This window comes from Pseudomonas sp. IT-P395 (assembly GCF_949767675.1).
Classification (GTDB): domain Bacteria; phylum Pseudomonadota; class Gammaproteobacteria; order Pseudomonadales; family Pseudomonadaceae; genus Aquipseudomonas.
Window position 1 is genome coordinate 23875 of sequence record NZ_CATKPW010000015.1, and the last position, 23707, is coordinate 47581.

A 23707-nucleotide genomic window follows, 5' to 3' on the forward strand; every position below is an offset into this window, starting at 1 on the left:
CGGCCAGACGGGGATGTCTTGATGGTGTTCGGCTGGGGTGCTGTTGTGTGACGTAAATAGTAGCCCCTCACCCCAGCCCTCTCCCGAGGGAGAGGGAGCAGATCGGGGGCCTTTCAAAACCTGAGTTAGCCGCGATGGCACACGTCGGCGTAACTCGAAAGAACACCGCAATCAGTCCCCTCTCCCTCCGGGAGAGGGTTAGGGTGAGGGGCTTTTCAAGCTTAGAAATCAATGGTGCCGGACAGCTTCGCCACCCGCGGCTCACCCTGAGTCAGATACCCACCCTGAGCCGATTCCCAGTACTTCTTGTTCGCCAGGTTCTCCACACCCAGACGCACGGTCACGTCTTTCTCCGACACCTTGAACGCATAACGCGCACCCGCATCGAAACGGTTCCAGGTCGGCAGGCTCAGATTGTTCGCCGCATCGGCGTACTGGCCGCCAGTACGCAGCATCCGCGCATTCAGCGCTACGCCCTGCAGACCGGGTACATCCCAGTCAGCGCCAGCGTTGAACTGGAAGGTCGGCACGCCGATCGCACGGTTGCCGTCGTTGGCACCGTTGAGGGTGTTCTTCAGCTCTGTGTCCATCAGGGTCAGGCCGCTGATCAGGCGCAGGCCCTGGATCGGCTCGCCGAAGACGTTCATTTCCACACCTTTGTTGACCTGCTCGCCTTCACGCACGTAGGTGCAGGTAGTGGCGCTGTCGATTTCGCAGTAACCATCGCTCGGCTGTTCGATGCGATAAACACCCAGGCTGGCGCCGTAAGTGCCCATGTCGACTTTCACCCCGACTTCGGTCTGCTTGGAGCGTGCCGGTGCATAGACTTCGTTGCCGTTGGTCACACGGAATCCGCCAGAACTGGTCGGCGAGGTCGGGCCCTGGGCCAAGCCTTCGATGTGGTTGGCGTAGAACGACACGTGTTCCCACGGTTTGAACACCACGCCGTACACCGGCGTGGTGATCGATTCGTCGTAGCTCGACTTGCGATCGCCGCTGCCCCAACTGGCGTAGTTGTAACCTTGCACCACCAGTTGTTGGCGACGCAGGCCGGCGGTGACCAGCAGGCGATCGTCGAAGAAACCGAGGGTGTCGGAAATCGCAATGCTGCGGTTGAAGGTCTTGCCGACGATGCCCGGATCATTCAAGTCGCCGCCGGCAAAATTGCCCACTGGCGACGGGGTTTGCACCGGGTGATAGATGTTGTTGGCGTATTGGGTCAGGTCGAAATCATAGGCGCTGCGCTGTTCGGCCCAGATGCCGGTCAGGCCGAAATTGAGTTTGTGGCTGACCGGGCCGGTGTTGAATTTACCGTTGAGGCCAGCCATCACACTGGTGTTGTCTTCGTCATGGGGAATGAACGAGCCGGTGGTGAAGGAAGCGCCGCTGTTGCCGACCAGCGTGGTCGAGTTGTAGCGCCCGACTTCGCGGGTGTGCTTGGCGCCGCCGGCCGCGTAGGCGGTCCAGTTGTCGTTCAGGTCGTACTCGGCGCGGAGCATGCCGAAGGTGTCTTCGATGTCGGTGTAGCCCCACTTCGGCGCATAGTTGGTATCGGCCGACGGCGCGTCCGGAATGTGTGTGGCGGTGCCGAGGTTGACCGAGTTGCGGCCACCGTTGACGCGTTCTTTCTGGTAGGCGAAGTCGCCGGAAATGCGCAGGGCATCGCCGCGATAGTCGAGGCCGATGGCGAACAGTTTCGAGCGCTGGTTCTCGTGATCGATACCGGTGTCGCCTTCGCGCTGGGACAGGTTGATCCGGGCGCCGAAGCGGTTGTCTTCACCGAAACGCTGGCCGATGTCGAAGTGATGACCGATACGGCCTTCGCTGTTGATGTCGGTGGTGTAACGGCGCAACGGCACGTCGCCGGCGCGTTTCGGTTGCAGGTTGACGCCACCGCCGATGCCGGAACCGGTCGGGGTCACGCCGTTGATAAAGGCGTTCGGGCCTTTGAACACTTCCACGCGCTCCAGCGCGTCGGTGGAAATGATCTGCCGTGGCAACACGCCGTACAGGCCGTTATAGGAAATGTCGTCGCCGTTCAGCGGCAGGCCGCGAATCATGAAGACCTGCGCCTGGTTGGAGAAACCCGAGGCCTGACGTACCGACGAATCGTTGAGCAGCACGTCGGCGACGTTTTCGGCCTGCTGATCCTGAATCAATTGTTCGGTGTAGGACGCGGCGCTGAACGGCACGTCCATCATGTCCTGATTGCCGAGCACGCCGAGTTGACCACCACGGGCAACTTGTCCGCCGGAGTAGACCGGAGGCAGGGCACCGGGTGTCGGGGCCTGGGCATTGACGTTGACGTCGTCCAGCACCAGCGCCTTGTTATCGCCTTCGGCGGCGTAAGCGGTGACAGTCAGGGAGCACAGCAGGGCGAGAAGCGTCGGGCGAAACGGGACGGCGAGTCGAGCTGAAGCGGGCATGTAGATACCTGGAGGCGCACGGCCGGTGAGAAAAATAAGGGCGGCGCGGGAACTCCTTGCGCAAATGCGACTCCAGGTGCAAATGATAGATTTTCTCAGTAACGTTTTGCAATCAGTTTGTCATCAGCCGTTGGAAGCTCTATTTCGGGGCACTTGGCGGCGCAGGGAAATGAACATCAAGGGAACAGGGCCAGATCAGCGCAGTCCTAGCCTGCGCCATACCATTGAACGTATGGTGAACCCGGCACAACGGACTGGATGAAGTTACATGCACAACTTTCGATTACCGATCACGCTCGCCGCACTGCTGGTGCTCGCCGGTTGCGCGGGGCAGCGCAGCCAGGAGCCGGTGCCGCGTGCGCCTGCCGAAGTGAAGGCCGAGATTGTGCGGCTGATGCCGGCCAAGACGGCCGATCGGCAAGGCTGGGCCACCGATATCTACGCCGCATTTGCCGCGCAAAACATCAGCCCGACCACGCAGAATCTGTGTTCGGTACTGGCCGTCGCCGAGCAGGAATCCACCTTCCAGGCCGACCCCTCCGTGCCCGGCCTGGGCAAAATCGCCCGCGACGAAATCGATCGCCGCGCCGCCAAAGTGCATATTCCCAGCCTGTTGGTCAGCGGCGCTCTGCAAGTGCGTTCAACCAACGGCAAGACCTACAGCGAACGCCTGAATGCGGCACGCAGTGAGAAAGAACTCAGTGGCATTTTCGACGACTTCATCGGTCGGGTGCCGATGGGCCGCACGCTGTTCGGCGGCTTCAACCCGGTGCACACCGGCGGGCCGATGCAGGTCAGCATCGAATTTGCCGAGCAGCACGCCAAGGATTATCCGTACCCGGTGGACGGCACGATCCGCCGCGAAGTGTTCAGCCGCCGTGGTGGCATGTATTTCGGTATCGCGCATTTGCTCGGTTATCCGGTGAGTTATCGCGAGCCGCTGTATCGGTTTGCCGACTTCAACGCCGGTTGGTACGCCAGTCGCAATGCTGCGTTTCAGAATGCGGTCAGTCGCGCCTCGGGCATTCCACTGGCGCTGGATGGCGACCTGATCCGCTACGACTCGATCATGCCCGGCGGCACGGAACTGGCGGTACGCACTCTCGGCAAGTCGCTGGGCATGCGCAACCCGACCATTCGCGATCAACTGGAGAAGGGCAAAACCCTGGAATTCGAAGAGACCAGACTCTATCAGCGGGTGTTCGAACTGGCGGAGCAAGCGGAGGGGAAAAAGCTGCCGCGTGCGGTGTTGCCGGGGATCGTGCTGCAGAGTCCGAAGATCACACGCAAACTCACGACGGCCTGGTTCGCCAAACGCGTGGATGAGCGCTACAAGCGCTGCATGGCCAAGGCCGGATAAAACAACCGGGCATAAAAAACCCGGCTGAGGGAGCCGGGTTTCTCTGGGGTGTTGCGCTTGCAGCCATGCATTCAGGCAACGCGGCGTTCGAGCAGACGATCCGAACCACCTTCGGCAACGCGGCGTTCGAGCAGACGATCCGAGCCACCTTCGGCGACGCGGCGTTCCAGCAGACGATCAGCGCCACCTTCGGCAACGCGACGTTCCAGCAGACGATCCGAGCCACCTTCAGCAACGCGGCGTTCCAGCAGACGATCCGAACCACCTTCAGCAACGCGGCGTTCGAGCAGACGATCAGAACCACCTTCAGCAACGCGACGTTCAATCAGACGATCCGAACCACCTTCAGCCAAACGGCTTTCGATCAGTTTGTCCGAGCCGCCTTCGGCGATCATGGTGTGGGCCGGGGTGGCGGCGAAAGCGTTGATAGCGAAGATCGAGAAAGCGATGCCGAGAAGGGTTTGGCGTTTCATGATGGTGTGCTCCGGGGTGTTGTTGGTTGGTATGGAGCCGATGTTACGCTGGAGATTTTTTATGAGAACTTCATTGCCGTGATGGTGAACATCGATGTCGATGATGGTCGCCAGAAGCCGCAGATCAGAGCCTTACAGCACCTTCACCGCACGCCCGATCGCCTGAATCGGCCCGGTCGGTTTACCGATCGGCGAGCCATTGGCGCCCTCAAGTGTCAGCTCGAACAACTGATTGGGTTGCAGCGGCGGCAACTTGTCCAGCCGCACCGACAAGGCCTGCCCGGGTTTGACCAGTCCCAGCGAAACCGGCCCTTGCCAGCCGTCAGCCTTGGTCCAGAACTCCAGGGCTTTGTCCGCCGGCACCTCAACCACGCCGAGCGGAATCAGCTGAATCTCATGCGAATTGCTCGCCTGGATCACCCAGCCCGGGGCCTTGTCCTGCGGCGCGACCAGCACCACCAGAAAGCTTGGTTTCGGCGTGGTCTGGGTCAACAGGATCGAACCCAAAATCAACGTGGCGGCCAATCCGATAGCACTCAACCCGCGCCAGAGTGGCAGCAGGTTCCACCATGAAGTCGACGGCGCTTTTGCCGTGAGTCGGTCGAGGCTGCGTTCGATGCGCGGCCACAACAGCGCAGACGGTTGCTGCGAGGGGGCAAGATCAGTCAACTCCAGCAGGCGCCGCTCCCAGGCATCCACCGCTGCACGCAATTCGGGTTCGTTGGGCAAGCGTCGTTGCATCTCGATCCGCTGTTCAAAAGAAAGCGTGCCGAGCACATATTCGCCGGCCAGTTCATCGCGGTCTTGCGCTGATTCGCTGGTCATCCCATGCACTCCCGCAAGGCGTTGAGGCTGCGTTTGATCCACGCTTTGACCGTGCCCAGCGGCGTGTCGAGGCGCGCGGCAATCTGCGCGTGGCTGTAGCCGTCGACATAGGCATGCAGGATGCAGTGGCGGCGTTGCGGCTCCAGTTGCTCAAGGCAACGGTGGATACGCGCCGAATGAACTTGGGCGTCGAAGCCGTCATCGTCTGCAGCCACTTCGTGGGCTTCGTCGAATGGTGTTTCCCGGCCCTGATCGCGTAGCAGATTCAGCGCCAGATGCCGCGTCACCGTGAACATCCAGCCCCGCGCCGAACCGCGTGCCGGGTCAAACCCCGCCGCGCCGTTCCAGATCTTGATGAACGCCTCATGAACGATGTCCTCCGCCAGCGCCGTATCGCGCACCAGACGCTTGGCCACACCGAGCAGACGCGGGCCTTCCTGCACATACAAATCGCGCAGGGCCGCACGCTCGCCACGGGCACAGGCAGCGAGGCGGGCTTCGTAATCGAACGCGGATTCGGCTAAAGGCATGTCGTGCAATCTAGCTCACATTCCGCAAACATCCAGAACACATGATTCCCCTTGTAGGCCTTCGCCTGCTCGCGATAGCGGTGTGTCAGTGATGCATATGTTGGCTGACACTCCGCTATCGCGAGCAGGCCCACTCCTACAGGGGGGGCGGTAAATCCGGGAATCAGTTCGCCGCCCAGAAAATGTAATCGGCCTGATACTTCACCACTTCCTGCTTGCCCTTGTTCGCCGCCGTGCATTCACTGCCCGGCGCTACGCCGCCCTTGAGCGCGACCCGCTGGATGTAACTCACGCCGTTCATCGCGCCTTTGCCTTCGGCCGGATTGGCCTTGACCAGTTGATAGGGCAGGTTGCCCGGGCTGGACGGCGCCACGGCCAATTGCGTGCCGGTGACTTTCGAACCGTCCTTGGCCTGCCAGGTAGCCGGCGGGCCAAAGTAGGTGCCGACCTGCTTGCCGCTGCGATCATTGAGCACCGCTTTCGGGCCGACGAAGGTCCACTCGGTCTGCCCGGGCGCATTGGCTTTGTCCCGGCATTCGTAGGTGATCTCACCGACGCCGGTGGTTTCCATCGCGATCTTGTGGCCGTCAGGGACTTTGATCGCGTCGGGATAGCTGCTTTGGGCGAAGGTCGTCGAGGACAGGGCGAGCAAACCGGTGAGGCCAATCAGCTGGGTGATGTTCATCAGTGTTATCTCCGAAAAGGGTAAACCGCTGACAGCCGAAGAGGGCTGTTACAAGGACTACCCGTGGCGGAGGTGTTTGGATGCAGTGCCTGAAAAATATTTTTTGGACCACTTCTATACCTGTGGGAGCTGGCTTGCCAGCGATAGCGGTGGGTCAGCGAAGGGGATGTCGACTGACCCGGCGCCATCGCTGGCAAGCCAGCTCCCACAGGGTTTTGTGTCGGGCTTCAGGCCGGAGGCGTTCAAGAGCTCTTGGGTGTAGGGGTGTTTGGGCGCGGCGAAAATCTCGCGCGACGAACCCTGCTCAACCACCTTGCCATCCTTGATCACCATCAAGTCATGCGCCAACGCATGCACCACCGCCAGGTCATGGCTGATAAACAAATAGGTCAGCCCATGCCTGATCTGCAATTGCCGCAACAACTCCACCACCTGTTTCTGCACCGTACGATCCAGCGCCGAAGTCGGTTCATCGAGCAGAATCAGCGCCGGTTCCAGCACCAGCGCCCGGGCGATGGAAATACGCTGGCGCTGGCCACCGGAAAACTCATGGGGATAACGATGGCGGCTCTGTGGATCGAGGCCGACTTCCTCCAGCACCCGAATCACCGCCGCCTCACGCTCGGCCTCGGTGCCGATGCCGTGAGTCAGCAAGCCTTCGGCAATAATCTGCTGCACTGACATCCGTGGGCTGAGGCTGCCGAACGGGTCCTGGAACACCACTTGAATCTGCCGCCGCAACGGCCGCATCAAACGTTGATTGAGCAAGCTCAGTTGCTTGTTACCAAAACGGATATTGCCCTCGGACTCGACCAACCGCAGGATCGCCTGACCCAGCGTCGATTTACCCGAACCTGACTCACCGACAATCCCCAAAGTCTTGCCCCGTTGCAGGGTGAAACTCACGCCGTCCACCGCTTTGATGTAATCCTGCTGGCGGCTGAACAACGCCTTGGGCAACGGAAACCACACCTTCAAATCATCAACTTCGAGCAGGTTGTGATCATACTCACTCGGCACCGGCCCGCCGTTCGGCTCAGCCTCGATCAACAAGCGGCTGTAAGGATGCTGCGGCGCGCGAAACAACGCTTCGCAATCCGCCTGCTCGACGATTTCACCATGGCGCATCACGCACACCCGTTGCGCGATGCGCCGCACTAGATTGAGGTCATGGCTGATCAGCAACAGCGACATGCCAAGGCGTTGCTGCAACTCGATCAGCAACTCGAGAATCTTCTGCTGCACCGTGACGTCGAGCGCCGTGGTCGGCTCATCGGCGATCAACAGTTCCGGCTCATTGGCCAGCGCCATGGCGATCATCACCCGTTGCCGCTGACCACCGGAGAGTTGATGTGGATAGGCTTTCAAACGCTGCAACGGCTGGCGAATGCCGACCAGTTCCAGCAGCTCCAGAGTCCGTTCGCGGGCAGCGCGGCCCTTGAGGCCTTTGTGAATCTCCAGTACTTCGCTGACTTGCTTTTCCACCGTGTGCAACGGATTGAGCGAGGTCATCGGCTCCTGAAAAATCATCGCAATGCGGTTGCCGCGCAAACCGCGCATCTGCTGCTCGCTGGCGTGCAGTAAATCCACGCCGTTGTAGCGGATCGCGCCGCTGCTGCTGACGTTCTTGCCCGGCAATAAACGCAGAATCGAATGCGCCGTCACCGACTTGCCCGAGCCGGATTCACCGACCAGTGCCAGACATTCGCCACGGCGAATATCCAGGTTCAAACCGTGCACCACTTCTTGCCCGGCGAAGGCCACGCGCAGATCGCGGATCTCGATCAAATTGTCGTTCATCTCAGCTCCGGGGATCGAATGCATCACGGCAAGCCTCACCAATAAAAACCAACAAGGACAGAATCAGTGCCAAGGCAAAAAACGCCGTCAGCCCTAGCCACGGCGCTTGCAGGTTGCGCTTGGCCTGACCGATCAATTCGCCCAGCGACGCGGTGCCGGCGGGCATGCCGAAGCCGAGAAAATCCAGCGCAGTCAGCGTCGCAATCGCACCAGTCAGAATGAATGGCAGATAGGTGAGGGTGGAGGTCATCGCGTTGGGCAGAATATGCCGGCACATCAGTTCGTTGTCGGTCAGACCCAGTGCTCGCGCGGCTTTGACGTATTCCAGATTGCGCCCACGGAGGAACTCGGCGCGCACCACATCAACCAGCGCCAGCCAGGAAAACAGCGCCATGATCCCCAGCAACCACCAGAAACTCGGCGAGACAAACCCGGACAAAATAATCAGCAGGTACAGCACCGGCAGCCCCGACCAGATCTCCAGCACCCGTTGCCCGAGCAAGTCGACCCAGCCGCCGTAATAACCCTGCAATGCCCCGGCAACGATGCCGATAAACGCACTGATGCCGGTAAGGATCAGCGCAAACAGAATCGAAATCCGCGTGCCGAAAATCACCCGCGCCAATACATCGCGCGCCTGATCATCGGTGCCCAGCCAATTGCTTGCTGACGGTGGACTCGGCGCCGGTTCGCTGAGGTCGTAATTGACCGTGTCATAGCTGAACGGGATCGGCGGAAACAACATCCAGCCGCCCTGATCCTCGATCAGTTTGTGAACATAGCTGCTGGCGTAATCCGGCTGAAACGGCAGCTCGCCGCCGAAATCGGTTTCCAGATAATCGCTGAGGATCGGGAAGTAAAAAGCGTTGTGATAGCGAATCACCAACGGTTTGTCGTTGGCGATCAGCTCACCGCCGAGACAAATCAGGCACAGGCCGACAAACAGCCACAGCGACCAGCGTCCGCGCCGGTTGGCCTTGAACTGCGCAACACGACGCTGGCCGAGAGGAGAAAGTGTGAACATCAGGCAGTCCTCGCCGAGAAGTCGATGCGCGGGTCGAGCAGGGTGTAGCAGAGATCGCCGATCAGCTTGATCAACAGGCCGAACAGGGTGAACAGAAACAACGCACCGAACACCACCGGGTAATCCCGCGACACCGCCGCTTCGTAGCTCATGCGCCCGAGGCCGTCGAGGTTGAAGATGGTTTCGATCAGCAGGGAGCCGGCGAAAAACACTTCGATCAGCGCCGACGGCACACCGGCCACCACCAACAACATGGCGTTGCGGAACACATGGCCGTAGAGCACGCGGCGCTCGGTCAGGCCTTTGGCCCGCGCGGTGATCACGTACTGGCGGCTGATCTCGTTGAGGAAGCTGTTCTTGGTCAGAATGGTCAGCGTGGCGAAACCGCCAATCACCAGCGCCGTCACTGGCAACACCAGGTGCCAGAGGTAGTCGCCGACCTTGCCCAAGGTGCTGAGGCTGTCGAAGTTATCCGAGACCAGCCCCTGCACCGGAAACCAGTTGACGTAGCTGCCGCCGGCGAACACCACGATCAACAGAATCGCAAAGAGGAACGCCGGCATCGCATAGCCGATGATGATCGCCGTGCTGCTCCAGACATCGAAGGCGCTGCCGTTCTTGATCGCTTTGCGAATGCCCAGCGGGATCGAAATCAGGTAGGTGATCAACGTCGCCCACAAGCCCAGCGACAGCGACACCGGCAACTTCTGCACAATCAGATCGGTGACCTTGGCGCCGCGAAAGAAACTGCTGCCCAGATCCAGTTGCGCGTAGTTTTTCAGCATCAGCCACAGGCGTTCGTGCAGCGGTTTGTCGAAACCGTAATGGTGTTTGATCTCCTCGATCAGCGCCGGGTCGAGGCCACGGCTGCTGCGGCCTGCACCGCCAACCGCCGCGACCTCGCCACCGCCGCCCATGCTGTGGCCGCCGAAGCCTTGCAAGCGGGCGATGGCTTGCTCTACCGGCCCACCCGGCGCGGCCTGCACGATAAGGAAGTTGACCACCAGAATGCACAGCAGCGTCGGGATGATCAGCAGCAAACGTCGACTCAGATAACGCAGCATGTCACTGGCCCCCCGCAAGCTGAGTGTGCATCTGTTGCGTGGTCAGCGCCTTGGCCGAGACCTCCCACCAGGTGTTGAGGCCTTCGTCGTACGCCGGTTGCACGGGCGGCATGCCGAAGCGGTTCTGATACACCGTCGGCGTGCCTTTGGAGTAGTAGTTGGGAATCATGTAGTAACCCCATTGCAGCACCCGGTCGAGGGCGCGGGCGTAATGCACCATGGCCTCGCGGGTGTTGGCCTGAACCAGTCCGTCGATCAGTTGATCGACCGCCGGGTTGGCCAGCACCATCGAGTTGGAACTGCCGACTTGCGTGGCGCTTTGCGAGGCGTAGAGGCTGTACAACTCACGGCCGGGGGATACGATCGGATCGCCGCTGCGCGGGAAAGCGACGACGATCATGTCGTAGTCGCGGGCGTTGAGGCGGTTGACGTATTGCGCCGAATCGATCCGCCGCAGATTGAGGGTGATGCCGATCTGCGCGAGGGTGCGCTTGAACGGCAGCAGCATGCGGTCGAAGCCGCCCTGACCGTCGAGAAAAGTGAACTCCAACGGCTCGCCCGCAGCATTGACCAAGCGATTGTGTTGCGGCGTCCAGCCAGCCTCGGCGAGCAGCTTCAGCGCTTGCAGTTGCTTGTCGCGGATGTAGCCGCTGCCATCGGTTTTCGGCGCTTCATACACTGTGGTGAAAACCTCGTCGGGGACTTGCCCGCGCAGCGGTTCGAGGATCTTCAATTCTTCGGCGTCGGGCAGGGCGGTGGCGGCCATTTCGCTCTTCGGCCAGAAGCTGTTCTGGCGCACGTAGAAGCCGCGCATCATCTGCTTGTTGGTCCACTCGAAATCCCACAGCAGGCTGATCGCCTGACGCACGCGGCGATCCTGGAAGATCGGGTTTTGCAGGTTGAACACAAAGCCCTGGGCGGCGGTGGGTTTGTCCGGGGCGAGAATCGACTGCTGCAAGCGGCCGTCGCGCAACGCCGGGCTGTCGTAGCCGACCACGTAACCGGACGAGGAGAACTCGCGGTTGTAGTCGAACGCGCCGGCCTGCAACAGTTGCCGGGCGACGTCGGTGTCGCCGTAGAAATTCACCGTGAGCGTATCGAAGTTGTACATGCCGCGACTGACCGGCAAGTCCTTGCCCCACCAGTCCGGATCGCGTTGGAAGCTGATGCTGCGCCCGGCGTCGACCTTGCTGACCCGGTACGGGCCGCTGCCCAGCGGTGGCTCGAAGCCGCCGCCATTGGCGAAGTCGCGGGTTTTCCACCAGTGCTCGGGGACCACGCGCATCGTCGCCAAGTCCAGTGCGAGGGTGCGGTTGAGATTGTTCTTGAAGGTGAAGCGCACCTGCCGTGGGCCTTCGATCAGCACGTCCTGCACGTCGGCGTATTGCTGCCGATAACTCAGGCTGCCCTTGGTCATCAGCAGGTTGAAGGTGTAGCGCACGTCTTCGGCAGTGATCGGCGTACCGTCAGCGAAACGTGCTTTTGGATTGAGGGTGAAACGCACCCAGAGTCCATCGGGATCGCGCTCGATCTGTTGCGCGACCAGTGCGTAAACGGTGTACGGCTCGTCGAGCGAACGGAACGCCAATGGCGAGTAGACCCAGTCGTTGACCTGCACCACGGAAATGCCCTGATCGGCATACGGGCTGATGTAGTTGTACTGGCCGATCTCCATCGACGCGCGACTGAGCGAACCGCCCTTGGGCGCGTTGGGATCGACGAAATCAAAGTGCTGGAAGTTCGCCGGATACTTCGGCGCTTCGCCGTAAACCGTCAGCGCATAACTGCCGCCGGCCAGCGCCGAGGTGCCGGTGCACAGCAGCGCACTGCCCAAAAGCAGGCCCGCCATGTTGCGCAAAAAACTCATGCAATCACTCCTGAAAATCCTTGAAGAAACCCGGTCCCCATGTGGGAGCTGGCTTGCCAGCGATAGCGGTATGTCAGTGAAGTAAATGTCGACTGATACGACGCCATCGCTGGCAAGCCAGCTCCCACAGGGTTTTGCGGTGCTCGTTCTTTAGAAGTGGTACGTCATGCGCGCAAACAAGGTGCGGCCCAGCGGATCGGTGTAGCGCGGGTCATAGCCGCTCTGGAAGTTGTAAGCCTGGTTGGAGAACGGCGGGTTGCGGTCGAACACGTTCTTCATTCCGGCATCGACATCCAGCACCTTGTTGAAGGTGTAGCCGGCCGACAGGTCCCACACCGAATACGACGCCACGCGCGCGTGGGTGTCGCGGTCGTAGTCGTTGTAACCCGTGGTGAAGCGGTTGGTCAGTGCTGCGCGCGCCGCGCCGAAGGTCCAGCTACCGGTGAGGTTGTGTTTCCAGCGCGCGATCACGCCGTCACCCTGGAAGTCGCCGACCTTGTCGGTGAACGGGCCTTTGATGGTGCTCTGGAAGTCGTACTCGTCAACATAGGTGCCTTGCAGGCCCAGACCGAACTGACCGTACGGCGTGTTCGGGAAGCGGTAGTCCAGCGAGACGTCGACACCGTTGGTTTCGACGATGCCGAGGTTGGCGTTGCCGGTAACGATGTAATTGAGCGTGCCGTCGGCGTTGCGCACGAAGCGATCCGGGTAGGAACCGGCCTGATCAAACACGGTGGATTCCGGGAACGGCTGGATCTGGTTGGAAATGTGAATCCACCAGAAATCCAGACCTACCGAGAGGTTGTTGATCGGCTGATAGACGAAGCCGAGGGTCACGTTACGTGCCTTCTCCGGGGCCAGATCTTCGTTGCCGCCAATCTGGTTGAGGAACTGCTGACCGCAATCGCGGCCGCCGTTGCCGCCCGGTTGCACCACGCCGCCGGTACACAGCACCGGGTCGTTGTAGTAGCCCTGAGTGAAGGTGATGCTGCGCGGCGAATACAGCTCGTACAGCGACGGCGCACGGAAACCTTCACTGTAGGCGCCACGCACCACCAGCTCTTTCAACGGCTGATAACGGAACGAGTATTTCGGGTTGGTGGTGCTGCCGAAGTCGCTGTATTTGTCGTGACGCACGGCGGCGGACAGTTCGAGGCTGTCGAGCACCGGCACGTTGATTTCCGCGTAGGCGGCTTTGACGCTGCGGTCGCCTTCAACGCTGCCGGCCGGGTCGATACCGAGGCTCTGAATGTCGCCGGCGAACGACTCGAAGTCCTGATGGAATTTCTCCTTGCGGTACTCGCCGCCCAGCGCCAGACCGGACGGGCCGGCGCCGAACCAGTCGCCGATTTCACGACTGATACGACCATCGAAACCGGCTACACGACCCACAGCAGTGGAATAGGCGCCGTGGTACGCCGCATCGTCGATGTACTGCTGACCGGCAGCGGATTGCGGGCCGAACGGGTTGAGCAGACCGCTGGCCAGACCATTGATCATCGCCTGATCGCTGACAAAACCGCTGGTGACGCTGGAGACGATTTTGTTCTGGTTGTACGAGGCGCCGACGTTGTAATCCCAGCCGGCGACCAGACCATCGAAACTGAGCAGGAAGCGCTGGCTGGTGTTCTGGTCTTTCGATTCCCGCGGGCCGGCAGCGGTTTCACGCCAGTTGACGTCCACCGGTTGGGTCGGGTCGAGGGCGAAATCGGTTGGCGCCGGGGTGATGCCGTTGCCTGGATAGTAGGGCGACGAAGAATCGAGGCTCAGGCCGGTCAGTGGCGCAGGGCCGATCGCCGTGGCGTTGTTGTTGCGCGACCAGAAGTATTCGAGATTGACGTTGTGATCGTCGCCGAGCTTGCCGGTGGTCTTGCCGAAGAACGAGGTTTTTTCGGTCTGCGGCACCAGATCGATGTATTCGCGGGTGCTGAAGCGGCACAAGCCGTCGCGGGCGATCAGGTTCGGCCCGTTGCAATTGCTGTTGGCCAACGGGTTAGTGGCGTTGCCGTTCTGGCTGTAGTTGCCGGGAAACGCGGTGCCGGAGGTCTGATCGAGGCCGCGACCGGGGGCGTAGTCGGTGGCGAACGAGCGATCGTTGGCGTCGAGGTTCTGCTGCTTGTTGTAGTTGAACACGCCGAGCACGTTGAAGCGGTCCTCTTCCAGGTCGCCGTAGCCCCAACTGGCGCTCATGTCTTTGGTTTGGCCGCCGCCGCTGTGGGTCGGGGTTTCGCCGCCGAGGGTCAACTGGCCGTCGGTCAGGGATTTCTTGGTGATGAAGTTGATCACACCGCCGATGGCGTCAGTGCCGTACAGCGCCGACGCGCCGTCACGCAACACTTCCACGCGTTCGATGGCGGCAAACGGGATCATGTTCAGATCCACCGCGCCGCCGGCCGAGTTGGTGCCGGACAAGGCGTTGTTGGCCAGACGTCGACCGTTGAGCAGCACCAGCGTCTTGTTCGCGCCGATGCCGCGCATGTCGGCGAACGAGGCGCCGCCAGTGGCTGCGCCGACTGAGCCTGCGCTGTTGTTGATCGACTGGCTGCCGGTGATGCGCTGCACCAGTTCGGCGGTGGTGGTCACGCCCTGTTTGCGCAGTTCATCGGCCTTGAGAATGGTGATCGGCACCGCCGTTTCCGCATCGACCCGGCGAATCGCCGAGCCCGTCACTTCGACCCGTTGCAGTTGCGTGGTCGGCGCAACCACCGCCGCAGCTGCCGGGACCGAAGCGTTGTCGTCCTCGGCCGCCTGCACAGTCCCGGCGCCCATCCCCATGGCCACCAGATACAACGGAACAAAACGGTGGCGAGAAATCGTTGCCACCAAGGGTTTGAGCGTGAAGCGTGGAGTGTTCATCAGCATGGTTATTTCCGACTTTTTAGACGTTATCGAATTGGCCTTGTGAGCCCCTCATTGCTCCGCTATCGGTGATACCGCGTGCGGAAAACCACTTTCTTCAAGCAAGCCGATCCCCTCCGAAAACGCGTGGCGTTTTTCGGTCGGCTGATTGCGACAGGATTCAGCGGGCGGTGGCGGGCGCGTCTCTCAAGACCCGGCCGCCACCGCACTCAGTGGGTGGTCATCACCGAAATCTTGGTGATGCCCGAGCGTTCGATCGACGCCATGGCTTTCGCCACCTGGCCGTAATTGACGGCGGAGTCGGCCTGCAACTGCACGCGTACTTCGGCGTCCTTGGCCTTGACCTCCTTGAGGCTGGCTTCCAGCGATTCCGGTGCCAGCTCGGTCTTGGCCAGATAGAACTTGCCGTCCTGATCGACGCTGACCACCACCGGGTCTTTCTTTTCGGCGGGGGCGACGGCGTCGGTTTTCGGCAGATTCACTTTGATCGCGTTGGTCATCAGCGGCGCGGTGACGATGAACACCACCAGCAGCACCAGCATCACGTCGACCAGCGGCGTGACGTTCATTTCGCTGAGTACTTCATCGCTGTCTTGAGTGGAGAACGACATCAGCTGGCCTCCCGCACGGCGGCTGTGGTTTTGCTGGCGATGGCCTGACGGCTGATGGAAAACGCACTGCGCGAGGCGAGGGCGTCGAAGTCGTGGGCGAAGTCATCCATGTCCGCCGAAGCGAGTTTCAGACGACGCAGGAAGAAGTTGTAAATCAGCACCGCCGGCACCGCGACGGCGATACCCACGCCGGTGGCGATCAGCGCGTGACCGATCGGCCCAGCCACCGCTTCAAGGCTGGCCGAGCCGGTTTCGCCGATACTTTTCAGCGCTTCCATGATTCCCCACACGGTGCCGAACAGGCCAATGAACGGCGCGGTGCTGCCGATACTGGCGAGGATCGCCTGGCCGTTTTCCAGCGAGCGGCGTTCCTTCTGGATCTGCTGGCGCAGGTTGCGTTCCAGGCGATCCGAGCGGTTGATGGTGTGTGCCAGTTGTTGCGTGGTGCGCGGCGAGTCTTCCACCAGCAGCGCTTCGAAACCGCTGCTGGCAATGCGCGCCAGCGAGCCCGGATACTGGCTGGCGTGTTCGGCGGCAGTGAGCAGATCCGGCGCGCCCCAGAAGGCTTTGGTGAACTGTTTGTTCTGCGCTTTCTGCCGCAGGTACTGCGCCGACTTGACCAGCAGGATCGCCCAGCTGACCACGGAAAACAGCACCAGACCCCAGAGCACGCCGGGGACAATCATCGAAGACAAATCGTTCATGGTGATACCTCGCTTGCGTTATTCGGTTGTGCGTTGATTGAGCGTTCGGTTATTGCGGCAATTTGAAATCGATGGTCTGGGTGGCGAAGCCGTCGATCGGCGTGTCACCGCGTTTGGCCGGAATAAATTTCCAGTTCTTCACGGCGGCAACAGCCGCGTCATCCAGTTGCGGTTTGCCGCTGGATTTGGTCACCGTCACCGAGCCGGCGCGACCATTGGCCAGCACCTGAATGCGCAGCACCACGCTGCCTTCCCAGTTGCGCCGCAGGGCCAGCGACGGGTATTCCGGCGGCGGGTTGCCGAGGCTGGCGAGACCGGAAATCGCTGCCGATTCCTTGACCGGACCCGGCGCGGCGGCAGGGGCCGGCGGTGCGCTCGGGGTGGCCGGGGCAGCGGGTGCAGCCGGTTGTGCCGGGGCCGGTGGAGCTTTCGGCGGCTCGACCTTTTTCACCGGTTTCGGCTTCTCGACCGGTTTTGGTTTTTCGATCGGCTTGGGCTTCTCCACCGGTTTCGGCGGTGGCTTGACCGCGTCCTCGTCTTCTACCGGTTGTTCAGGTTCCGGCGGTGGTGGCGGAGGGGGCGGCGGTGGCGGTTCCGGAGTGGGCGGTGCCGGTGGGGTCGGGCTGGTCAGCTCGACGGTCATTTCCGGAATCTGCGGCGGCGTTGGCAATGGCTGTGTTTTCGATTGCTGGAGAAACCACCAGGCGCCGCCATGTATCAGCGCTGACACCGCCACCAGCAACACCATCTGCTGTTTATTCAGACCACCGGGTTGCGAGGTATTGGCTTTAAACGCCGGCCTGCCCGGTGGCGGCGGAATTGGCGCTTCCCGCAACGGCCCCGGCAGGGTTCTGTGCTTTACCGCATCGTTCATTAAAGCTCCCTCGGGTTGATGAAGGGCAATAAGGTGCCGTCCGAACATCCAGGGGATATTCGAGTGGGTGGGTGTAACTTTCAAGGTGTGCAGAAGCCGATAGTTGAACTATCCGGTTAACAAGGCTTGTGCAAACTTACTGGCTTGGCGTCATCGACTTCGAGTGTTCATTAGCCATTCCCTGGTTGTTCTTCTATTACGTGAGCGCACTGTCGGTGTCTCATGCTTGTTACACATAGCAACCGCTGTGCCACATGTTGCTGAAATGTAGAGTGCGTATTTCATGAGTGTTACCCATGTCGCATTTATATAAGTTTTACCCTTGTCGTGGTTTTTCCATGGCGCGCAGAATGCCGTTACTCCGGTTGAGGGAGCTTTTTCACAGGCGAGTCAGGCTGTGCGCCATATCACGCGGGTTAGCGGGATAGAGCGGCTACGCAGCTGGCGGCCAGGGCACTTGCTGGTGCGCGGCGGACTGAATTGGTGCGGGTCAATGTTTTAGCGGCTCACGGGGTATGTTCCTTGTTGTTGTTTAAATGAAATCACTGTTTGAAGTATTGAATAGTGCAAGTCCGTGGAGCAGTTTTGGTGCACTTGCAATGGCACTGAAAGTTATTGTTCGACAATCCTGCTGTCGTTCAATGCACACTGCGGTTGTGCAATAACTGCCCGAGTCTTATTTAAAAAATAAATAGCACGCTGCCGTCGGCCAATAACTCATTGCCGAACGCAGTGCGCTGTCGAGGTGTCAGGTAATAAAGTAAGTGAGAAGGCAGCCGGGACTGTTCGGATGAACTCGGCGGCGAACGGATAAATGCAAAGAGGCTGTGATGCGGCAGAGCGTTTGAAGATTCACGCGGTGAACTCCTTGTTGCCAGCTCGGATACGCGAACTTTTGGTTCGGTATCGCACCTTACAAGAACGCGGATAGCGTTCGATGATTGCTCTTGGTGCGGGATGGGCACCGCCAGCGCTGTTTTGCGAGGTTTGAATTCGCAAGTCGCGAGTGCATGGGAAAACCGTGCCAAAACCGATACACAGGCAGATTTTTTCTACACCCACGCTACAGCCATCTACCCTGTGGCAATGGTCTTTTCGGGGGGATTGGATATGTACCAGCTCTACGGGCACAGAAATTCAGGCGCAGCCGCCATCGAAGCGGCGCTGGAACTGTGCCAGATCGCTTACCGTTTCATTGATATCGAAGCCAGCACCGAAGCCGCCGAGGCACTGGCCCAGCTCAATCCACTCAAGCAGATACCGACCTTGCAACTGCCCGACGGCAGCGCTCTCACCGAGAGTGCGGCGATCCTGATTCATCTGGGCCTGACGTTTCCCAAGTCCGGCCTGCTGCCAGCCAAGGCGGATGATCGCGATCAGGCCATTCGCGGTCTGGTCTACATCGTCAGCAATTGCTACGCAGCGATCGGCGTCATCGATTATCCAGAGCGCTGGCTGCTGATGCCCGACGAAGCCTCGCGACAGAATCTGGTGGCCGGCGCGCGTGAGCGTTTGCACTGGAGTTGGGAGGTATTTGCCGACCAGTTTTCTGCCGAGCTGTATCTGGATGACGAAACCCCGGGGGCGCTGGATGTGCTGGCGGCGGTGGTGACGCGCTGGGCGGGCAGCCGCGAGCATTTGCGCCAGACGCGGCCGGGGTTTTATGCGTGGTTGCAGCGAATTGACCGGCATCCGGTGCTGGCACCGGTGTTTGCCCGGCATTGGCCGTCCTGAACACACCGCAGATTCAAATGTAGGAGTGAGCCTGCTCGCGATAGCGGTCTGTCACCTACAAATAAGGTGGCAGACAGAACGCTATCGCGAGCAGGCTCACTCCTACAGGGGGCGGTGGTGTCTTCGGGATTTATTCCCCGCGAATGTACTGCTCCAACTGCTTGATCAACTCCGCCTGTTCGGCAATCGCTTCCTTGACCAGGTCACCGATCGACAGCAGGCCGATCAACTTGCCGTTCTCTACCACCGGCAAGTGGCGCAGGCGTTTGTCCGACATGATGCCCAGGCAAGTGTCGACGGTTTGGTGGGTGTCGACGGTGATCACGTTCGCCACCATGATGTCGCGCACCGGCGTGCCCACGGATGAGCGGCCATGCAGTACCAGTTTGCGCGCGTAGTCGCGTTCGCTGATGATGCCGACCACTTTTTCGTCTTCGACCACCAGCAAGGCGCCGACGTTTTTCTCGGCCATCTTCATCAGCGCTTCGAGCACCATGTGATCAGGTTTGATCTGGTGCACTTCCTGATTTTTCTGATCTTTGAGCTTGAGCAGTTGGGCGACGGTCTTCATGGCGGTTACTCAGGTGTTGTCGTTGTTCTCCAAGCATCGTAGACGCAAGCGCGCAGGGCAAGGTGGCAAAGCGGCAGATAACACGCAAAAAACGTCATTTGCCGGTTTTTTCCGTGGCTGACGGCGATTTATCGCCAGGGTCATCCCAGGCAATGCCGCGTAGAATGCCCTTCTGATTCAATTCCTGAGGTTGCAGTGGTGGATTTACCGCAGGGCTTCGTCCTGACCCGGCATTGGCGCGATACGCCGGCCGGAACCGAAGTCGAGTTCTGGCTGGCGACCGACGCCGGGCCGCGCCGTGTGCGCCTGCCGCATCAGCCGTCGGTGGCCTTTGTTCCTGCCGAGCAGCGCGAGGCTGCCGAACGTCTGCTGCACGACGAAAAGAACGTCGAACTGCGCCCGCTGGCCCTGCAGGATTTCGAACATCGCCCGGTACTCGGTCTGTATTGTCAGCAACACGGCCAGTTGATGCGCCTGGAAACCGCGCTCAACCGCAACGGGGTCGACGTCTACGAAGCCGACGTGCGCCCGCCGGAGCGCTATCTGATGGAGCGCTTCATCACCGCACCGGTGCGGTTCAGCGGCACGCCCGATGCCGACGGCTTATTGCTCAACGCAAAGCTCAAACCTGACCCCGATTACCGACCGAAGCTGCGCCTTGTCTCGCTCGACATCGAAACCACCGAAACCGGCGAGTTGTATTCGATTGCCCTCGAAGGGTGCGGCGAACGTCAGGTGTACATGCTCGGTGCGCCGAACGGCGACGCCAGCATCGTCGACTTTGATCTTGAATACTGCGACTCGCGCACGGTCATTCTGAAGAAACTCAACGACTGGTTCGCCCGTCACGACCCCGACGCGATCATCGGCTGGAACGTCGTACAGTTCGATTTGCGCATCCTCCACGAGCACGCGCGGCGCCTCGGCGTGCCGCTGAAGATCGGCCGTGGCGGCGAAGAGATGCAATGGCGCGAACACGGCAGCCGCAATCACTACTTCGCCTCCGCAGCGGGGCGGCTGATCATCGACGGTATCGAGTCCCTGCGTTCAGCGACCTGGAGCTTCCCGTCGTTCAGTCTGGAAAACGTTGCCCAGACTCTGCTCGGCGAAGGCAAGTCGATCGACAACCCGTACCAGCGCATGGACGAGATCAACCGCATGTTCGCCGAGGACAAACCGGCGCTGGCCAAGTACAACCTCAAGGACTGCGAACTGGTCACGCGGATCTTCGCCAAGACCGAGTTGCTGACCTTTCTGCTCGAGCGCGCCAGTGTCACCGGACTGCCGGCGGACAGAAGCGGTGGCTCGGTAGCAGCGTTCACGCATTTGTATATGCCGTTGATGCACCGACAGGGTTTTGTCGCGCCGAATCTCGGCACCAATCCGCCGCAGGCCAGCCCCGGCGGGTTTGTCATGGACTCGCAACCGGGCCTGTATGAGTCGGTGCTGGTGCTCGATTACAAGAGCCTTTATCCATCGATCATTCGCACCTTTCTGATCGACCCGGTCGGCCTGATCGAAGGCTTGCAACACCCGGACGATAGCGACTCCGTGCCGGGCTTCCGAGGTGCGCGGTTCTCGCGTACCCGGCATTGTCTGCCGTCAATCGTTTCGCGGGTGGCCGAAGGTCGTGAGACCGCCAAGCGCGAGCACAACGCACCGTTGTCGCAAGCGCTGAAAATCATCATGAACGCCTTCTACGGCGTGCTCGGCTCCAGCGGCTGCCGCTTCTTCGATACGCGGCTGGCCTCATCGATCACCCTGCGCGGTCACGAGATCATGCTGCGCACGCGCAAGCTGATCGAAGAGCAGGGCCACGCGGTGATCTATGGCGACACCGATTCAACGTTTGTCTGGCTGCGTCGCCCGCACGGACAGGAAGAAGCGGCGAACATCGGTCATGCGCTGGTCAAACACGTCAACGACTGGTGGCGCGCGCATGTGCGCGATGAATATGGTCTGGAAAGCGCGCTCGAACTGCAATTCGAAATTCACTACAAACGCTTTCTGATGCCGACCATTCGCGGTGCCGAGGAGGGCAGCAAAAAACGTTATGCCGGCCTCGTCACCCGCGCTGATGGCAGCGATGAAATGGTTTACAAAGGCCTGGAAACCGTGCGCACCGACTGGTCGCTGCTGGCCCGGCAATTCCAGCAGGAACTCTACGAGCGGATCTTCCAGCGCAAGCCGTATCAGGATTACGTGCGTGACTACGTGCGCAAAACCCTCGCCGGTGAATTCGATGATCGCCTGGTCTACCGCAAGCGCCTGCGCCGCACTCTCGACGATTACGAGCGCAACGTCCCGCCCCACGTGCGTGCGGCGCGGCTGGCCGACGACTACAACGCCCAGCACGGGCGCCCGCGGCAGTACCAGAATGGCGGCTGGATCAGCTATGTCATCACCCTGGCAGGTCCCGAACCGCTGGAAGTGCGCCGCGCCGCGATCGACTACGACCACTACATCACCCGGCAACTGCAACCGGTGGCGGACGCGATTCTGCCGTTTGTCGACGACGATTTCTCAACCCTGATCGGGGGGCAACTGGGCCTGTTTTGAGTCGAGCAGTTGCAGCGTCCATTCGTCGAGAATGCCGTGGAAGTAGCGTTCCAGCGCCTGATTGAACACGCTGTCTTCAGCGGCAAACTGGGCGAACAGAGTCATTGAGGAATGGAATTTCAGGTCATCGGGATGGCCGAAAATCTCCGCAATCGAACGCTGTTGCACCTTCAGCACTAACTGCGTGCAAGTCCGCAGGCGTGCGCCGAGCAGTTCGTGAGCCAGATAAGCCCGGGCTTCCTCGGCCGAACCGATGGCGTAGCGCCGGGACATTTCACTGCCGCCCAGGCCGGCGAACTGCGGAAAGACAAACCACATCCAGTGGCTGCGTTTGCGGCCCTCATCGAGTTCGCGTTGCACGCGCTCGAACACCGGGTCCTGGGCCTGGACAAAGCGTTGCAGGTTGAACGGGTCGTACTGATCAGTGCTTCTCATCGCGAAGCCCTCGCCAGCCGCTGGCTCAGACCATGGCCAGCCGCTGCTTGCGTTGTGGCGCTTTAAAAACCTGGTCCAGCGCCGCCAGATCCCCGGCCTCCAGTTGCAGTTGCGCGGCTTGTGCATTGAGTTGCACGTGCTCCGGTCGCACAGCCTTGGGAATCGCAATCACACCATCCTGACGCAGAATCCACGCCAGCGAAACCTGTGCGGGCGTTACGCCGTGACGAGCGGCAATGTCTTTCAACACCGGCTCGGCGAGCAGGGCACCGCCCTGGCCAATCGGACAGTAGGCCATCAGCGGCATGCGCTGGTGTTGGCACCACGGCAGCAGATCGAACTCGATGCCGCGCTCCTCGAGGTTGTAAAGCACCTGATTGGTCGCGCAGGCCGAGCTTGAGAGTTCTTCGAGATCGTCAACATCGAAGTTCGACACACCCCAACGGCCGATCTTGCCATCCTCGCGCAGGCGTTCGAAGGCCTCGACGGTTTCCTCCAGCGGATACTGGCCGCGCCAGTGCAACAGATAGAGGTCGATGTAGTCGGTGTCGAGCCGGCGCAAACTGCGCTCGCAAGCTTGCGGGATGCCCTTGCGGCTGGCGTTGTGCGGGTAGACCTTGCTCACCAGAAACACCTGATCGCGCAGGCCGGCGATGGCCTCGCCAACCAAGCTTTCGGCACCGCCCTCGGCGTACATTTCCGCCGTGTCGATCAGGGTCATGCCCAGCTCGATCCCCGTGCGCAGCGCCGCCACTTCACGCTTGTGCGCCGAGCGATCTTCACCCATGCGCCAGGTGCCTTGGCCAATCACCGGAACCTGGACGCCGGCCAATTCGAGGGTACGCATGCAAACCTCCTTGCTGAATGTGTCGATACCTTTTAGTGGGCAGCAGGATAGCTCAGGGGTTCAATAAGCAAAGAGATCGCGGCCTTCGGCAGCGCTTTCCTTATGGGTAGCGGTTTCCCATGTAGGAGCTGCCGAAGGCTGCGATCTTTTGATCTGGCGCTCTTCTTTATCCATCCACGTACAAGTGCGCAAGAAGTTGCGCAGTGCCTTGCCTGTTTCCACCCGGGCAAGGCTCTGCAGACCGCGTAGCTCATGGCCTCCAGCTAAGTGCGCAACTTCTTGCACACCACTGCGCAAGAAGTTGCGCACTTTCCCTTGTTTTTCATTGGCTTGATCACAGGAAAAGATCAGTCGATGAGCTCGGGGCCTTGATCTGTATGGGTTGCATAAAAGCTGGCATGAAGTTTGATGGCGCATAGCCATCCTTTTCAGGCAATGGTGCCTGAGAGGTATGTCTTT

General features: G+C 60.5%; 20 protein-coding genes. 3 read left to right on the forward strand and 17 right to left on the reverse strand.

The window, feature by feature from the left end:
- Positions 1-221 precede the first annotated feature (221 nt).
- Positions 222-2426 carry a TonB-dependent receptor gene (locus tag ACM6IN_RS13595; RefSeq protein WP_414916196.1) on the reverse strand — a complete coding sequence of 735 codons (2205 nt, stop codon included), beginning with the start codon at positions 2424-2426 and terminating at the stop codon, positions 222-224.
- A gap of 268 nt (positions 2427-2694) precedes the next feature.
- On the opposite strand from ACM6IN_RS13595, the gene ACM6IN_RS13600 reads away from it, so the two are divergent.
- Positions 2695-3786, forward strand: coding sequence for a DUF1615 domain-containing protein (locus tag ACM6IN_RS13600; RefSeq protein WP_414893315.1), 1092 nt, complete (start codon positions 2695-2697; stop codon positions 3784-3786).
- Between the two features lie 71 nt (positions 3787-3857).
- Here ACM6IN_RS13600 and ACM6IN_RS13605 read toward each other — a convergent pair whose 3' ends face one another.
- The 12 genes from ACM6IN_RS13605 to ACM6IN_RS13660 form a co-directional block, all read right to left on the reverse strand.
- Positions 3858-4259, reverse strand: coding sequence for a hypothetical protein (locus tag ACM6IN_RS13605; protein ID WP_414916197.1), 402 nt, complete (start codon positions 4257-4259; stop codon positions 3858-3860).
- A gap of 132 nt (positions 4260-4391) precedes the next feature.
- A complete protein-coding gene (locus ACM6IN_RS13610; protein ID WP_414916198.1) occupies positions 4392-5084 on the reverse strand; it encodes an anti-sigma factor domain-containing protein in 693 nt (230 codons plus the stop codon).
- On the reverse strand, positions 5081-5614 hold the full coding sequence (locus ACM6IN_RS13615; protein WP_007918254.1) for a sigma-70 family RNA polymerase sigma factor: 534 nt from the start codon (positions 5612-5614) through the stop codon (positions 5081-5083). Before ACM6IN_RS13615 ends, ACM6IN_RS13610 begins: the two co-directional genes overlap by 4 nt.
- Before the next feature lie 163 nt (positions 5615-5777).
- On the reverse strand, positions 5778-6299 hold the full coding sequence (locus ACM6IN_RS13620) for a DUF3455 domain-containing protein (protein ID WP_414893319.1): 522 nt from the start codon (positions 6297-6299) through the stop codon (positions 5778-5780).
- Between the two features lie 114 nt (positions 6300-6413).
- Positions 6414-8099 (reverse strand): ABC transporter ATP-binding protein, encoded by a 1686-nt coding sequence (locus tag ACM6IN_RS13625; RefSeq protein WP_414916199.1) that lies wholly within the window; start codon positions 8097-8099, stop codon positions 6414-6416.
- Between the two features lies 1 nt (position 8100).
- Positions 8101-9123: an ABC transporter permease gene (locus ACM6IN_RS13630; protein ID WP_123376962.1), complete on the reverse strand. Its 1023-nt coding sequence runs from the start codon at positions 9121-9123 to the stop codon at positions 8101-8103.
- Positions 9123-10187 (reverse strand): microcin C ABC transporter permease YejB, encoded by a 1065-nt coding sequence (locus tag ACM6IN_RS13635; protein ID WP_108227252.1) that lies wholly within the window; start codon positions 10185-10187, stop codon positions 9123-9125. Before ACM6IN_RS13635 ends, ACM6IN_RS13630 begins: the two co-directional genes overlap by 1 nt.
- 1 nt (position 10188) lies before the next feature.
- Positions 10189-12054: an extracellular solute-binding protein gene (locus tag ACM6IN_RS13640; protein WP_414916200.1), complete on the reverse strand. Its 1866-nt coding sequence runs from the start codon at positions 12052-12054 to the stop codon at positions 10189-10191.
- Between the two features lie 150 nt (positions 12055-12204).
- On the reverse strand, positions 12205-14916 hold the full coding sequence (locus ACM6IN_RS13645; RefSeq protein ID WP_185052024.1) for a TonB-dependent receptor: 2712 nt from the start codon (positions 14914-14916) through the stop codon (positions 12205-12207).
- A gap of 206 nt (positions 14917-15122) precedes the next feature.
- On the reverse strand, positions 15123-15524 hold the full coding sequence (locus tag ACM6IN_RS13650; RefSeq protein ID WP_007918272.1) for an ExbD/TolR family protein: 402 nt from the start codon (positions 15522-15524) through the stop codon (positions 15123-15125).
- Positions 15524-16210 carry a MotA/TolQ/ExbB proton channel family protein gene (locus tag ACM6IN_RS13655; protein WP_371857975.1) on the reverse strand — a complete coding sequence of 229 codons (687 nt, stop codon included), beginning with the start codon at positions 16208-16210 and terminating at the stop codon, positions 15524-15526. Before ACM6IN_RS13655 ends, ACM6IN_RS13650 begins: the two co-directional genes overlap by 1 nt.
- Positions 16211-16277: 67 nt before the next feature.
- Entirely contained in the window at positions 16278-17102 is an 825-nt protein-coding gene (locus ACM6IN_RS13660; protein WP_095114281.1) for an energy transducer TonB, read from the reverse strand.
- A 1110-nt stretch (positions 17103-18212) separates the two neighbouring features.
- Between ACM6IN_RS13660 and ACM6IN_RS13665 the strand changes: the two genes are divergently transcribed.
- On the forward strand, positions 18213-18836 hold the full coding sequence (locus tag ACM6IN_RS13665; RefSeq protein WP_007949951.1) for a glutathione S-transferase: 624 nt from the start codon (positions 18213-18215) through the stop codon (positions 18834-18836).
- A gap of 130 nt (positions 18837-18966) precedes the next feature.
- Here the strand turns inward: ACM6IN_RS13665 and ACM6IN_RS13670 are convergent, their stop codons facing one another.
- A complete protein-coding gene (locus tag ACM6IN_RS13670; protein ID WP_007918278.1) occupies positions 18967-19407 on the reverse strand; it encodes a CBS domain-containing protein in 441 nt (146 codons plus the stop codon).
- Positions 19408-19605: 198 nt separating this feature from the next.
- On the opposite strand from ACM6IN_RS13670, the gene ACM6IN_RS13675 reads away from it, so the two are divergent.
- A complete protein-coding gene (locus ACM6IN_RS13675) occupies positions 19606-21966 on the forward strand; it encodes a DNA polymerase II (RefSeq protein ID WP_414916201.1) in 2361 nt (786 codons plus the stop codon).
- Here ACM6IN_RS13675 and ACM6IN_RS13680 read toward each other — a convergent pair.
- Genes ACM6IN_RS13680 through ACM6IN_RS13690 form a run of 3 tightly spaced genes read right to left on the reverse strand, consistent with a single transcriptional unit; the run spans position 21931 to position 23665 of the window.
- Complete coding sequence (locus tag ACM6IN_RS13680; protein ID WP_405123267.1) at positions 21931-22401, reverse strand: DUF1810 domain-containing protein; 471 nt, start codon at positions 22399-22401, stop codon at positions 21931-21933. The two genes, ACM6IN_RS13675 and ACM6IN_RS13680, sit on opposite strands and share 36 nt — an antisense overlap.
- A gap of 25 nt (positions 22402-22426) precedes the next feature.
- The gene (locus ACM6IN_RS13685) at positions 22427-23248 is read right to left on the reverse strand and encodes an aldo/keto reductase (protein WP_414916202.1); all 822 of its coding nucleotides are present in this window, start codon (positions 23246-23248) and stop codon (positions 22427-22429) included.
- Positions 23249-23308: 60 nt separating this feature from the next.
- Positions 23309-23665 carry a hypothetical protein gene (locus tag ACM6IN_RS13690; RefSeq protein WP_414916203.1) on the reverse strand — a complete coding sequence of 119 codons (357 nt, stop codon included), beginning with the start codon at positions 23663-23665 and terminating at the stop codon, positions 23309-23311.
- Positions 23666-23707 lie beyond the last annotated feature (42 nt).